Origin of the sequence: Xanthobacter albus (assembly GCF_043194895.2) — a bacterium.
Taxonomy (GTDB): Bacteria; Pseudomonadota; Alphaproteobacteria; order Rhizobiales; family Xanthobacteraceae; genus Xanthobacter.
The window spans coordinates 266,114-278,938 of sequence record NZ_CM195532.1 but is presented as its reverse complement, the minus strand read 5'-3'; the positions used below and the strand labels follow the sequence as shown (position 1 = coordinate 278,938).

Below are 12,825 nucleotides of genomic sequence, written 5' to 3'. Positions count from 1 at the left end.
GGGTCAATGGACTTCCTCGGCGGACGGATCGATCCACCCGACGTGTCCATCCGGCCGACGGTATACCACGCTTACGCGCCCGTGGCCTCCATGGCGGAAGACGACCACCGGCGCGCCGGTGATGTCGAGCTCCACGACCGCATCGGCCACCGACATGGTGCGCAGGCGGGTCATCTGCTCCGCCACCACGGTGGGGCTCCAGCTGTCGAGCGCCTCGTCTCCGGCCTCGTCGGCGCCCGAATCGGGAATGCCGCTGAGGATGTAGCTCTGCGCCTTGAGGCTCTGGTCCGCCACCGAGGCCGCCGAGAGACGGTCCTTCAGCCGCTGCTTGCGGTGCTTGTAGCGACGCAGGCGCTTCTCGATCTTCTCCACGGCGGCATCGGCGCAGGCATTGGCTTCCTGCGCGTTGCCCTGGGCCTGGAGGTTCACGCCCGAATCAAGATGCAGCAAGCATTCCGAGCGATAACCGGAGCCTTCGCGGGACACGGTGACGTGCCCCGACCATCCGCCGTCGAAATATTTCGCGAGAACTTCGGAGACCCGCTCCGTGAGCCGAGCCCGGAGGGCTTCCCCGACGTCGATGTTCTTTCCCGACACGCGTAGGGCCATGCGATTTGATCCCCTTTGAGTGGGCCTTCTCGAGGCGGGCCCACTCTGTTTTGCAAACCGGCCGGCTTAACAGGAGTAGGAGTGGTTTGCCGGCGTGTCAACGGAGGGGAAGGCGGCGGGAACCGCCGCGCGCGCGCCGGCCGCGCCCCGTGCCCTTGTGCCGCGCCGTGCGCATCGCCATTTCTGAAGCGGGAACAAGAGTGTGGCCGGCCTGTGGATGTCTCGCGGCGGCCCGGCATGCGGGGTGTGGATCGTGTTCGCTGCGGATCAATTCGGCGTGGAGGGCGGCGGTGATGTCGCGGTTGCGCGGGCCATCGCCGAGCTGCGCGCCGGGCGGCCGGTGCGCCTGCTCGCGGATGGGGCCGGCGGGGCGGCGGCGCTGCTGGTGGGAGCCGAGGCGTTCGATGCGCGCCTCGCGGATGCGTTCGCGAGGGTGGGGCGCGCGCTGCGGCTGGTGCTGCCGGCGCCGAGGCTCGAGAAGCTCGGCCGTCCTTCGGACGTGGCGGGACACATCGCCCTCGCGTCGCCCGCCGCTAGCCGGGCAGGCGCCCTCGCGCTCGATCCGGAAGCGGTTCTGCCGCAGCGGGAGGAGGTGACGCCGGCGACCCCGCTCGACGGCGCCGCGCTCGACCTGCTCGGCCTCGCCCTGGTGCTGCCCGCCGCCGTGCTGGCGGATGTGGCGCCCGAGGCGGCGCCCGGCCTGCTGAAGGTGACGGCGGGCGACATCGCCGCCTATCGCCGGGCGCAGGTGGCCAGGCTCCATGTGGTGGGCCGCGCGCGGGTGCCGCTGGAGGGCGCGCCCGAGACCGAATTCGTGGTGTTCCGCGGCGGCGAGGGCCTGCGCGACCAGGTGGCGATCGTGGTGGGGCGGCCGGATCTTTCCGGCCCGGTGGCGGTGCGGCTGCATTCCGCCTGCCTCACCGGAGACCTCTTCGGCTCGCTCAAATGCGACTGCGGCGACCAGCTGCGCGACACCGCCCGCCTGATGGCGCAGGGCGAAGGCGGCATCCTGCTCTATCTGGACCAGGAGGGGCGCGGCAACGGCATCGCCAACAAGATGCGGGCCTATCACCTCCAGTCGGAGGGCTACGACACGTTCGACGCCGATGCGGCCCTGGGCTTCGGGCCGGACCAGCGGCGCTTCGACTTCGCGGCCGAGATGCTGCGCCAGCTCGGGGCGCGCCGGGTGCGGCTGCTCACCAACAATCCGCAGAAGATCGCGGCCCTGCGGACGGCGGGGCTCGATGTGGCCGGCGACGAGCGGGTGCTCGGCCGCCCCACGGCGCAGAATGCGGGCTACCTCGCCGCCAAGCGCGACCGCGCCGGCCACCTCATCGATATCGACGCCCTCGACGCGCTCGCGGTCCGCGCGCCCGAATGAGGGGCGGCTGTTCCAGGCGTCCTGTTTATCCACGCTCCGGCACTCGCGGTCCGCGCGCCCGAATGAGGGGCGGCCCTGGCCGTTCGCGCGCGAGCGGGGCGCAGTGAGGTTCCGCTCGCGAATCACCCCCTCGTCGCCCTTGCGCGGAGCGCCTCCGCGCGCCGATGCTGGGGCCTCGGGCGCATCACGCACCGCCACCGGAAGAACGGGCGGGCGCGACAACGGGAGGATGAAACCATGAGTCCCACGGCCAGCAGGAAGGTTGCCATCGTCACCGGCGCCGGTTCGGGCATCGGGCGGGCGGTGGCGGTGGCGCTCGCGGGCGCCGGCTACGGGGTCGCCATCGCCGGCCGGCGGGCCGACACGCTCGCGGAGACCGCCGACGCCATGGGCTCGCCCCACACCCTCGTCGTGCCCACGGACGTGAGCGACCCGGCCTCCGTCGCCGCCCTGTTCGCGGCGGTGGCGGACAAGTTCGGCCGCCTGGACCTGCTGTTCAACAATGCCGGCACCGGCGCCCCGCCCGTGCCGCTGGAGGACCTCACCTTCGGCCAGTGGCGGGCGGTGGTGGACACCAACCTCACCGGCCCCTTCCTGTGCACCCAGGAGGCGTTCCGCCTGATGAAGGCGCAGAACCCGCGCGGCGGGCGCATCATCAACAACGGCTCCATCTCCTCGGAGGTGCCGCGACCCTTCTCGGCGCCCTATACCGCCACCAAGCACGCCATCACCGGCCTCACCCGCGCCACCGCCCTCGACGGCCGCGCCTACGACATCGCCTGCGGGCAGATCGACATCGGCAATGCCGACACCGCCATGGCCGAGCGCATGAAGGCCGGCATCCTCCAGGCGGACGGATCGGTGAAGGCGGAGCCGGTGATGGATGTCGCCCATGTGGCGAGCGCGGTGCTCTACATGGCGAGCCTGCCGCTCGATGCCAACGTGCAGTTCATGACCGTGATGGCCACCAAGATGCCCTTCATCGGCCGGGGCTGAGGGCCGGCCTGTCACGGACGCCGCCGGTCAGCCCCACATGCCGCGCAGCCGGCCGCGCACGTCTACCATGGCGGGGGCGAGGGCGCCGGCCGCCGCCCGCGCCGCCGGCGGGGGCCAGGAATGGGCCTCGAACAGGTGCAGCATGGGCGAGGGGATGAAGCGGGTGCGGCTGGCATAGACGTGCCGGTCGCCCCGCGCATGCTGGCCGTGCACGAAGAAGCGCTGCGGCACCATCAGGTCGAGGTCGTCCTTCGCGCGCGTCATGGCCACATAGAGCAGGCGGCGCTCCTCCTCGATCTCCTCGCTCGATCCGGCCCCGAGATCGGACGGCAGGCAGCCGTCCACCACATTGAGCACGAACACCGATTTCCACTCCTGCCCCTTCGCGGAATGGATGGTGGAGAGGATGAGGTAATCCTCGTCCTTCAGCGGCGCGCCGGCCTCGGCGGAGGTAGCGTCGGGCGGGTCGAGGGTCAGCTCGGTGAGGAAGCGGGCGCGGCTGGGATAGGCGGCGGCGATGGCCTCCATTTGCACCAGGTCCGCCTTGCGCATGTCCGCGTCCTCGTGGATGCGCTCCAGGTGCGGCTCATACCAGCGGCGCGCGCGGCTGATTTCCGCCGGCCAGTGGGCATCCTCCGCGCGCAGGCTCCCCATGAGGATGGCGAAGGCGGCCCAGTCCGCTCCCGCGCGGGGCGGGGCCGGCATCCGCGCCAGTGCTTCGAGGGGCGCGGGGCTCGCGGCCATGGCGTCGAGCACCTTCTGCGCGGCGGCGGGGCCCACACCCGGCAGCAGGTTCAGCAGGCGGAAGCCGGCCACCCTGTCGCGCGGGTTCTGGGCGAAGCGCAGCACCGCCAGCAGGTCCTTCACATGGGCGCTGTCGAGGAACTTCAGCCCGCCGAATTTCACGAACGGGATGTTGCGGCGGGTCAGCTCCACCTCCAGCGTGCCGGAGTGGTGGGCGGCGCGGAACAGCACCGCCTGCTGCTTCAGCAGCGTTCCCCCCTCGCGCCGGGCGAGCACCTCGTCGGCCACGAAGCGCGCCTGGTCGGTCTCGTCGCGCACGGTGACGAGGCGCGGGCGGCGGGCGGAGGCGCGCTCCGACCACAGATTCTTGGTGAAGCGCTCCTTCGCCTCGCCGATCACGGCATTGGCGGCGGCGAGGATGGGCTGGGTGGAGCGGTAGTTGCGCTCCAGCGTCACTACCTGGGCCGGCGGGGTGAAGGCGCGGGGAAAGTCGAGGATGTTGCGCACGGTGGCGGCGCGGAAGGAATAGATGGACTGGGCATCGTCCCCCACCACCGTGAGGCCGCGCCCGTCGGGCTTGAGGGCCAGCAGGATGGCCGCCTGCAGGCGGTTGGTGTCCTGGTATTCGTCCACCATCACGTGATCGAAGCGCGCGCCCATGTGGGCGGCGAGCGCGGGCTCGCGCGCCGCCTCGGCCCAGTAGAGCAGGAGATCGTCGTAATCAAGCACGTTCTGGCGCTGCTTGGCCTCCACATAGGCGCCGAACAGCGCCTTCAGCTCGCCGGTCCAGGCCGCGCACCAGGGGAAGGCGCCGCGCAGCACCTCCGTGAGGTCGGCCTCGGCGTTGAGGGTGCGCGAATAGATGGCGAGGCAGGTGCCCTTGGCGGGAAAGCGCGATTTCGTGGCCGAGAAGCCGAGCTCGTGCCGCACCAGGTTCATCAGGTCGGCGGAATCCTCCCGGTCGTGGATGGTGAAGTCGGGCGTGATGCCCAGCTCACCCGCATATTCGCGCAGGAGCCGCGCGCCGATGGCGTGGAAGGTGCCGGCGAAGGTGAGCGCCTCCCCCACCGGGCCCGCCTTGGCGCCCAGCACCTTGGCGCAGATGCGCTCCACACGGCGCCGAAGCTCCTCCGCCGCGCGGCGGGAGAAGGTGAGCAGCAGGATGCGCGCGGGATCGGCGCCGTTGAGCACGAGGTGCGCCACCCGGTGGGCGAGGGTGTTGGTCTTGCCCGAGCCGGCGCCGGCGATCACCAGCAGCGGGCCGCCCGCGCCGCTCGCCGTGCCCTCGGCCGCGCCGTGCTCCACGGCCCGGCGCTGGCTGTCGTTCAGCGTGTCCAGATGCACCCGGCCGGCCTCCCATCATCCCCGCGCGAATCGTTCGGATGGGAACAAATATCGAACGGCGCGGCCCCGGCGGCAACCGTGCCGGGGTGGGCTCAGTCGGTCCGGCGGGATGCGAAATGGTACCAGGCCAGGGCCAGCATCATGGAGCCCAGCACCAGCGCCACCAGCGCCAGCACCAGCGCCGACTGGTCGAGCCACGCCACCGCCGGCACGCTCGCGCCCATCACCACCCCGTTGAGCGCCATGCGCCAGGAGGGGGCATGCACGCCCGCCACGAAGGTGCCGAGCGCGATGAGCAGCAGCACCACGAGATTGGTGGAATCCACATCGGCCACCGCCTGCACCGAGGGCGTGAACACCAGCCGCATGGCGATGAGGAAGGCGCCCCAGTGCAGGGCCTGGGTCCACACCAGCCGCCAGCGCTCGCGGTTGTTCTGCGCCCGCGGCCAGCCGCCGTGGATGGCGACGGCGGCGATGACCACCGCCACCACGTCCCAGTAATATTCCAGCGGCCGGCGCATCAGCGCGATGTAGGCCACGCCGCCGATGGTGAGGGCGAGGATGACGAGATGGGGAATCTCGCTGATCCAGAAGGTCTTCCAATAGCTTCCGGCCGAGGAGGGGGGGTCGAAAACGTTCGCCGGCGCCATGGAGGGTCCTTTCCCGGAGGGTGCGCGGCGCCGAAGCAGCCGCCGGGCGGCAGTTTTCCCGCGCGCGGCGGCATCCGGCAAGGGGCCTCTCGCCGCCGGCGGTGCTTTTTCGCGCGCCCGCCGGACTGGCCCTAGCGCCCCTCCCGCGTCCAGGTGGCGGTGAGCACGCCGAGCAGCAGCAGGAGCCCGGTGAGCCCGCCGAACACCGGGAACAGGCCGATGCCCCGCACCACCGAGACGTCGCGGGTCTTCAGCCCCATCCAGTCGTCGCCGGCCAGCCGGTCGCCGGAAGAGACCTGCACCACGCGCGGCACGTCGCCGTTGAGATCGGCGAGGCGCCACACCCGCCCGCCGGTGGCGGCGGCGATGGGGGCCAGCACCTCGCGGGTGCTGGTCACCTCGGCGAACTCCTTGGGGTTCAGCGGGCCGATGTTGGCGAGGGCGGTCAGCGTGCCGTTTGCGGCGCGCCACAGGCCCAGCTCGTCGGCGGGGGTGGAGGCGCGCCACAGGCCCGGTTCCGCCTCCTTCAGGGCGAGGGTGCGGGTGGCGCCGGACGGGGTGGTGACCACCGCCGGGGGCACGGCATCGCCCATGGTCTGGCGCTCCACGGTGAGCTCGCGCCCGGAGACGGAGAGCTTCAGGCGCTCCTCCTCCAGGTCCGGCTCCTTCATGAGCCAGTGGGAGAGGCGGCGGAGCAGGTCGATGTGGGGGCCGCCGCCCTCGTAGCCGCGCGCCCACAGCCAGATGTGGTCGGAAAGGAGCTGCGCCACGCGGCCCTCGCCCACCTTGTCCACCAGCAATATGGGCTTGTCGCCCGGCGCCGCCATCAGCTCGGTGCCGGAGCGGGCGGTGGTGTCGATCACGCGGAAGAAGCGGCTCCAGTGCGGCGGTTCCGCATTTGCGCCCGGCAGGCCGCGGGTCACGGGATGGCGCTTGCCCGGCGCGGTGAGGCGCGGGTGGAACGGCGCCTCGGTCACGTCGCCCGTGGGCATGGCGGGCAGGATCTCCTCCAGCGGCGTGTTGTAGAGCGAGCCGGGCTCCACGTAATCGAGGCCGGAGGCCACCAGCACCGCGCCGCCGCCGCGCACGTAGCGCACGATGTTGTCCAGATACACCTGCGGCAGCACGCCCTGCTGGGCGTAGCGGTCGAAGATGATGAGATCGAAATCCTTGATCTTGGTCTGGAACAGCTCGCGCGTGGGGAAGGCGATGAGCGAAAGTTCATTGATGGGCGTGCCATCCTGCTTCTCCGGCGGCCGCAGGATGGTGAAGTGCACGAGATCGACGTTGGCGTCGCTCTTCAGCAGGTTGCGCCAGGTGCGCTCGCCGGCGTTGGGCTCGCCGGAGACGAGCAGCACCTTCAGCTTGTCGCGCACGCCGTCGATGGCGACCGCGGTGCGGTTGTTGACCGTGGTCAGCTCGTCCGCGAGCGGCGGCACCTCGAATTCGACGATGTTAGGCCCGGCGTGGGTGATGTCCACGTCGATGGTCTCGGCCCGCCCGGCGGTGACGATGGGCCGGGCGATCTCCTCGCCGTCGCGGCGGATGGTCACCGGCACGCGCGCGCCCGGCGGCACCCCCTCGTCGGTGACGCGGAAGGTGACGGACTGCTTCTGCCCGACGATGCCGAAGCGGGGGGTCTTCTCCAGGGCGATGCGGCGGTCGCGCTCGCCCTCGTGGCCGGAGATCAGCGCGTGCACGGGCGCGGAGAAGCCCAGCGCCTGCGCGTTCTGCGGCACGTCGTGCACGCGCCCGTCGGTGATGAGCACGGCGCCGGCCACCCGTTCCGGCGGCACGTCCGCGAGGCCGGCGGACAGGGCCGAGAACAGGCGCGTGCCGTCGGTGTCGCCATTGGCGGCGTCGGCGGTGATGGTGCGCACCTCCACGCCGGGAAGCTGCGCGAGGCGCCCGGCGAGGGCGGCGCGGGCGGCTTCCGTCTGCGCGGCACGGTCGCCGAAGGACTGGCTGGCGCTCTTGTCCACCACCATCGCCACCACCGAGGGCAGGGGCTCGCGCTGCTCCTGGGTGAGGGAGGGGTTGGCGAGGGCGAGGAGGCCCACCGCCAGCGCCAGGGCGCGCAGCGGCGCGCCGCGCGTGCGGGTGGCGATGAGCAGCAGCGCCAGCACCGCGGCGGCGGCGGCGAGCGCCGCCAGCACCGGCCAGGAGACGAAGGGGGCGAAGGAGAGGCCGTAGCTCATGGCGTCAGGCACCCCCGTGGGCGGCGGCGGTCATTGGCCGAGCCTTTCCAGCAGCGCCGGCACGTGCACCTGGTCCGCCTTGTAGTTTCCGGTGAGCACGTACATGGCCATGTTGGCACCGGCGCGGAAGGCGAGCTCTCGCTGGCGCGGCTCGCCGGGGGTGAGCGGCAGCAGCGGCTCGCCCGAGGGGCTTACCGCCCAGGCGCCGGCGAGGTCGTTGGAGGTGATGATGACGGGCGAGACGCCGTCGCCCGCGCGGGCGGGGCGGTCGGCGTCGTCGGCGGGGGGCAGGGCCTCCACCCAGGTCGTGCCGCCGGTGAAGCGGCCGGGAAAATCCTTCAGCAGGTAGAACGCCTTGGTGAGCACATGGTCGCGCGGCACCGGGGCCAGCTCCGGAATGTCGAGGCCGGAGAGGATCTCCCTCAGCCGGGCGGCGGCCGGGGTCAGCGGCGCGCCCGCCACGCCCGAGGCGGCGAGCGCGTCGCGCGTGTCGAAGATCACGGTGCCGCCCTGCTTCATGTAGGCGTCGAGCCGCGCCAGCACGGCGGGCGGGGGCACCGGCGTATCCGGCAGGATGGGCCAGTAGATGAAGGGGAAGAACACCAGCTCGTCCTTGGCGAGGTCCACGCCCATGGCCTCCCCGGCCTGCAGGGCGGTGCGCTGGCCCACGAACTCGGCGAGCCCGCTCAGCCCGGCGCGGGAGATGTCGTCCACCTCCCGGTTGCCGGTGACCACATAGGCGAAGCGGGTCTGGCCGGCGGCCTGGAGGGCGAAGGCATCGTCGCTCGCGCGCGCCGGGCGCGGCGCGGCGGCGGCGCCGAGCACGGCGAGGCCCAGCAGCGCGGCCGCCGCCGCCCGCCGCCCGGTGAGCCGCGCGAGGCCGCCGGCGAGCAGGAACACCGCCAGCGCATCGAGCAGCATCAGCGCCACGGCGGCGATCAGCACCGGCCCGGTGAGGTCGCGCGGGGCGCTCTCCTGCAGGGGCTCGGCGCGGATGCCGAGGGCCGTGAAATCGATGGGCTTCGGCGCATCGGCCGGCAGCAGCACGTTCACGGCCACGAGGCCGTCCGGCGGGCCGTAGAAGCCGGGCGGATGGTCGGCGCCCGCGCGGCCGGCGAAATCGGCCGGAATGGCCCGCGCATTGGGGCCGGGCGGCCCGAAGGCGCCGAAGCCGTCCAGCACGCGGGAGGGGGCGAGGGCCGCCACATCGGGCCGGTCGGCGGCGTGGGCGCCGTCCGCCGGGGCGGTGTCGGGGGCGGGCGGGGTGTCGGAAAGCGCGATCACGCGGCGGAGCATGTCCACGAAGGTGCCCGAGAGCGGCAGGTTGGACCAGGAGGTGTCGGCCGTGACATGGAACAGCACCAGCGCGCCCTTGCCGATGCGGGTTCCGGTGACGAGAGGGGTGCCGTCCTTGAGCGCGGCCCAGGTGCGCTCGCCCAGGGCGCCGTCGGGCTCCGCCAGCACCTGGCGGTTCACGCTCACGTCGGAGGGCACCTTCATGTCGCGGAACGGCCCCTCGGGGGTGAGCGCGCCCAGCGGCTGAGGGGTCTCCCAGGAGAGGGAGCCGCCGAGCACGCGCCCGCCCCGCCGCAGCTTCACCGGCAGCAGGTCGTCCTGCGCATTGGCGAGGCGCGGGCCGGCGAAGCGCACGAGCACGCCGCCGTCCTCGACGAATTTCGCGAGCCGGGCGCGGGTGGCGGGGGGAATGGTGCCCACGTCCGGCAGCAGCAGCACCGGCACCCGCTGCTCCAGGAAGCGGTTGATGTTCTCGATGGCCGATCCGGTCTCCGCCACCCTGAGGTCGGCGAAGGGCGCGAGGGCGCGGGTGAGGTAGTAGGTGGGCGCCAGCAGCGGCTGCCCGGTATCGGTGGAGGTGCCGGAGACGATGCCCACGGTGCGCCGCCGCCAGCTGCGGTCGATGAGCTGGACCGCGCCCGCCGCGTGCTCGCCGGCGATGTCCAGCCGGGCGATCTCGTTGCGGATCTCCACCGGCAGCACGAAGCGCGCCTCGGTGGAGGCCGCGCCCTCGGGCAAAGTGAAGGGGGCCTCCGCCAGCGTGAGGCCGCGCATGTCCTTCGCCTCCACCCGCCCGGCGCGGGGGGCCCCGCCCGCCGGGCGCAGCACCTTCACGGTGAGGGCGTCGGCGCCGTTCTCGGGGCCGGCGAGGGCGAGGGGCGCGGCCGTGCCGCCGCTGACCACCAGGGCCCGACCCTGCCTGAGCGGCGCCAAAGCGGCGGCAAGGTCGCCGTCGGCGCCCATGTCCACGCCATCGGAGAGGAAGACGAGGCCGGCGCCGGGCGCCGCTTCCCGCATGCGGGAAGCGAGGGCGAAGGCGTCCGCCCGCGCCGGGGCGTAGGGCACCGGGCGCAGGGAGCGCAGCCGGTCGCGCGCGGCGGCGGGGGTGAGGAGGGTGGCGTCGCGCGGCACGTCGCCGGTGGGGATGAGGGCGACGCCGCGTCCGGTGGCGGCGGCATCGTCGATGAGGGCGCCGGCGGCGGCCATGCGCGCCTCCCACTGGCCGGCGGCGGGCCAGCCCTGGTCGATGACGAGCACCAGCGGCCCCTGCGCGGCCGGGGCTTCCGCCGGCGGGTTCCACACCGGCCCGGCGGCGGCGAGGATGACGAGGGCCGCGAGCAGCATGCGCAGCGCCATCAGCCACCAGGGGGTGCGCGCGGCGCTCTCCTCCTTCGGCTTGATGTCCAGCAGCAGGCGCGTGGGCGGGAAGGCCACGGCGCGCGGGCGCGGCGGCACCACGCGCAGCACGTACCACAGGAGCGGCAGCGCCAGGAACGCGGTGAGCAGCAGCGGCGCCGTGAAGGCGAGCGGAAGGCCGAGCATCAGGCGCGCCCTCCCGCAACGGGGCCGCCCGCGCCCATGCGCATGTGGAGGGCGAGCAGCAGCTCGCTCGCGGGCCGGTCGGTGCGATGGATGATGAAGCTCCAGCCGTGGCGTTCGGCGGCGGCGCGCAGCGCGGCGCGATGGGCGTCGAGCTTCAGGGCGTAATCCTGGCGCCAGCCTTCGGCCCGGCCCACGGTGAGCCTCTCGCCGCCCTCGGGGTCTGAAAACTCGATGCGGCCGGAGAAGGGGAAGGTCTCCTCCGCCGGGTCCACGATCTGCACCACATGGCCGCGCGCGCCGCCGGAGGCGAGGGTGGAGATGCGCTCCGCCACCTCGCCCGCCGGGCTCCAGAAGTCGCCGAGCAGCACCACCTCGGCGGTGGGGGCGGGCACGAAGGCCGGCGGCAGCCCCTGCGGCAGGGCGCCGGCCAGCACCACGCTCTCGGCGAGGCGCTCCACGATGCGCCGGCTGGCGGAGGGCGGCATCAGGCCGGGCACGCCCGCCCGCTCGCCGCCGCGCACCAGCAGCTCGGCCAGGGCGAAGGCGACCACCAGCGCGCGTTCGCGCTTGGGCGCCCGCGCGCCGGTGGCGTAATCCATGGAGGCGGAGAGGTCGGGCCAGATCCACACCGTGTGGGCGGCCTCCCATTCCCGCTCGCGCACATACAGATGGTCGTCGCGCGCGGAGCGGCGCCAGTCCACCCGCTGGGCCGGTTCGCCGCCGAGGAAGCGGCGGTATTGCCAGAAATTCTCGCCGGCGCCCGCGCGCCGACGCCCGTGCAGGCCGTGGGCGACGCTGGACGCCGCGCGCCGCGCCTCCAGCACCAGCCGCGGCATGGCCGAAACCAGGCTCGCCGCCTGGAGGGCGGCCTCCGCCACGGAGCGCGGGGCGGCGACGGGGGACGTTTCAGCCACCATGTTCGATCCAGCCGGCGGTCAGCCGAGCCGCTCCACCAGCCGGCGGATGATGTGGGGCACGCTCTCGCCCTCGGCGCGGGCGGCGAAGGTGAGGGCCATGCGGTGCTTCAGCACCGGCTCCGCCAGGGCGGCCACGTCGTCGAGGGAGGGCGCGAAGCGGCCGTCCAGCAGGGCGCGGGCGCGGGTGGCCAGCATCAGGGATTGCGAGGCGCGCGGGCCGGGTCCCCAGGCGATGAAGCGCTGCTCGGGGCCCTCGGCGCCGGGGCGCGCGGAGCGCACCAGGGTGAGGATGGCCTCCACCACCGATTCGCCTACCGGCAGGCGCCGCACCAGCCGCTGGGCGGCGATGAGGTCGTCCACGCTCATGGCGGCGCGGGGCTTCTGCTCCTCCGCGCCGGTGGTCTCGAACAGGATGCGCCGCTCGGCTTCGCGGTCGGGATAATCCACGTCGATCTGCATCAGGAAGCGGTCGAGCTGGGCCTCGGGCAGGGGGTAGGTGCCCTCCTGCTCCAGCGGGTTCTGGGTGGCGAGCACGTGGAAGGGCTTGGGCAGGTCGTGGCGCTCGCCGGCCACGGTCACGTGGTATTCCTGCATGGCCTGCAGCAGCGCCGACTGGGTGCGCGGGGAGGCGCGGTTGATCTCGTCCGCCATCAGCAGCTGGGCGAAGACGGGGCCGCGGATGAAGCGGAAGGCGCGCTGGCCGCCGGGCGTTTCCTCCAGCACCTCGGCGCCCAGGATGTCGGAGGGCATGAGATCCGGCGTGAACTGCACGCGGCGCGCGTCGAGGCCGAGCACGGTGCCGAGGGTCTCCACCAGCTTGGTCTTGGCGAGGCCCGGCACGCCCACCAGCAGCGCGTGGCCGCCGGACAGGATGGTGACGAGCGCCTGCTCCACCACCGTCTCCTGGCCGAAGATGACGCCGGAGATGGCGGTCTTCGCGGCCTTCACGTGGCCGGCGGCGGTTTCCGCGTTGCGGACGATCATCTGGTCGAGGTCGAAGGTCTCGCCGGCAGCCGACATTACGCAAGGTCTCCGTGCACCAGTGCCATCGGGGCGTATCGCCCGAGGCTCGCCGCAAAAACTTGCCGCAAAAAACGGCGATAAAACGCCCCCGCGCGAACCGGCCGGTCGATCCGGCTCCCGATCCG

9 protein-coding genes are annotated in these 12,825 nt (G+C 73.1%); 2 read left to right on the top strand and 7 right to left on the bottom strand.

From position 1 onward, the window contains the following. Positions 1 to 3: 3 nt before the first annotated feature. Positions 4 to 609, bottom strand: a complete 606-nt coding sequence (gene hpf, locus V5F75_RS01250; RefSeq protein WP_393987997.1) for a ribosome hibernation-promoting factor, HPF/YfiA family — start codon at positions 607 to 609, stop codon at positions 4 to 6. Positions 610 to 862: 253 nt separating this feature from the next. On the opposite strand from hpf, the gene ribA reads away from it, so the two are divergent. Both ribA and V5F75_RS01240 read left to right on the top strand, forming a co-directional pair. After that, positions 863 to 1,990, top strand: a complete 1,128-nt coding sequence (gene ribA / locus V5F75_RS01245; RefSeq protein WP_394034371.1) for a GTP cyclohydrolase II RibA — start codon at positions 863 to 865, stop codon at positions 1,988 to 1,990. Positions 1,991 to 2,227: 237 nt separating this feature from the next. Then, complete coding sequence (locus V5F75_RS01240; RefSeq protein ID WP_394034370.1) at positions 2,228 to 2,986, top strand: SDR family oxidoreductase; 759 nt, start codon at positions 2,228 to 2,230, stop codon at positions 2,984 to 2,986. A 27-nt stretch (positions 2,987 to 3,013) separates the two neighbouring features. Here V5F75_RS01240 and V5F75_RS01235 read toward each other — a convergent pair whose 3' ends face one another. From V5F75_RS01235 to V5F75_RS01210, 6 genes are all read right to left on the bottom strand, one after another. Then, positions 3,014 to 5,074 carry an ATP-dependent helicase gene (locus V5F75_RS01235; RefSeq protein ID WP_394034369.1) on the bottom strand — a complete coding sequence of 687 codons (2,061 nt, stop codon included), beginning with the start codon at positions 5,072 to 5,074 and terminating at the stop codon, positions 3,014 to 3,016. 92 nt (positions 5,075 to 5,166) lie between these two features. Next, on the bottom strand, positions 5,167 to 5,724 hold the full coding sequence (locus V5F75_RS01230; RefSeq protein ID WP_394034368.1) for a hypothetical protein: 558 nt from the start codon (positions 5,722 to 5,724) through the stop codon (positions 5,167 to 5,169). Between the two features lie 131 nt (positions 5,725 to 5,855). Then, positions 5,856 to 7,922, bottom strand: a complete 2,067-nt coding sequence (locus tag V5F75_RS01225; protein ID WP_394034367.1) for a hypothetical protein — start codon at positions 7,920 to 7,922, stop codon at positions 5,856 to 5,858. 30 nt (positions 7,923 to 7,952) lie between these two features. Further along, positions 7,953 to 10,760: a DUF4159 domain-containing protein gene (locus V5F75_RS01220; RefSeq protein WP_394034366.1), complete on the bottom strand. Its 2,808-nt coding sequence runs from the start codon at positions 10,758 to 10,760 to the stop codon at positions 7,953 to 7,955. Next, positions 10,760 to 11,677: a DUF58 domain-containing protein gene (locus tag V5F75_RS01215; protein WP_394034365.1), complete on the bottom strand. Its 918-nt coding sequence runs from the start codon at positions 11,675 to 11,677 to the stop codon at positions 10,760 to 10,762. The genes V5F75_RS01220 and V5F75_RS01215 overlap by 1 nt, the downstream gene beginning before the upstream one ends. Positions 11,678 to 11,695: 18 nt before the next feature. Continuing rightward, positions 11,696 to 12,697 (bottom strand): AAA family ATPase, encoded by a 1,002-nt coding sequence (locus V5F75_RS01210; protein ID WP_394034364.1) that lies wholly within the window; start codon positions 12,695 to 12,697, stop codon positions 11,696 to 11,698. Between the last annotated feature and the right edge of the window lie 128 nt (positions 12,698 to 12,825).

Excerpts from the sequence above, each read along its gene's own strand:
- hpf (WP_393987997.1), bottom strand. The coding sequence starts at position 609 with ATGGCCCTACGCGTGTCGGGAAAGAACATCGACGTCGGGGAAGCCCTC.
- V5F75_RS01240 (WP_394034370.1), top strand. The coding sequence starts at position 2,228 with ATGAGTCCCACGGCCAGCAGGAAGGTTGCCATCGTCACCGGCGCCGGT.
- V5F75_RS01230 (WP_394034368.1), bottom strand. The coding sequence starts at position 5,724 with ATGGCGCCGGCGAACGTTTTCGACCCCCCCTCCTCGGCCGGAAGCTAT.
- V5F75_RS01225 (WP_394034367.1), bottom strand. The coding sequence starts at position 7,922 with ATGAGCTACGGCCTCTCCTTCGCCCCCTTCGTCTCCTGGCCGGTGCTG.
- V5F75_RS01220 (WP_394034366.1), bottom strand. The coding sequence starts at position 10,760 with ATGCTCGGCCTTCCGCTCGCCTTCACGGCGCCGCTGCTGCTCACCGCG.
- V5F75_RS01215 (WP_394034365.1), bottom strand. The coding sequence starts at position 11,677 with ATGGTGGCTGAAACGTCCCCCGTCGCCGCCCCGCGCTCCGTGGCGGAG.
- V5F75_RS01210 (WP_394034364.1), bottom strand. The coding sequence starts at position 12,697 with ATGTCGGCTGCCGGCGAGACCTTCGACCTCGACCAGATGATCGTCCGC.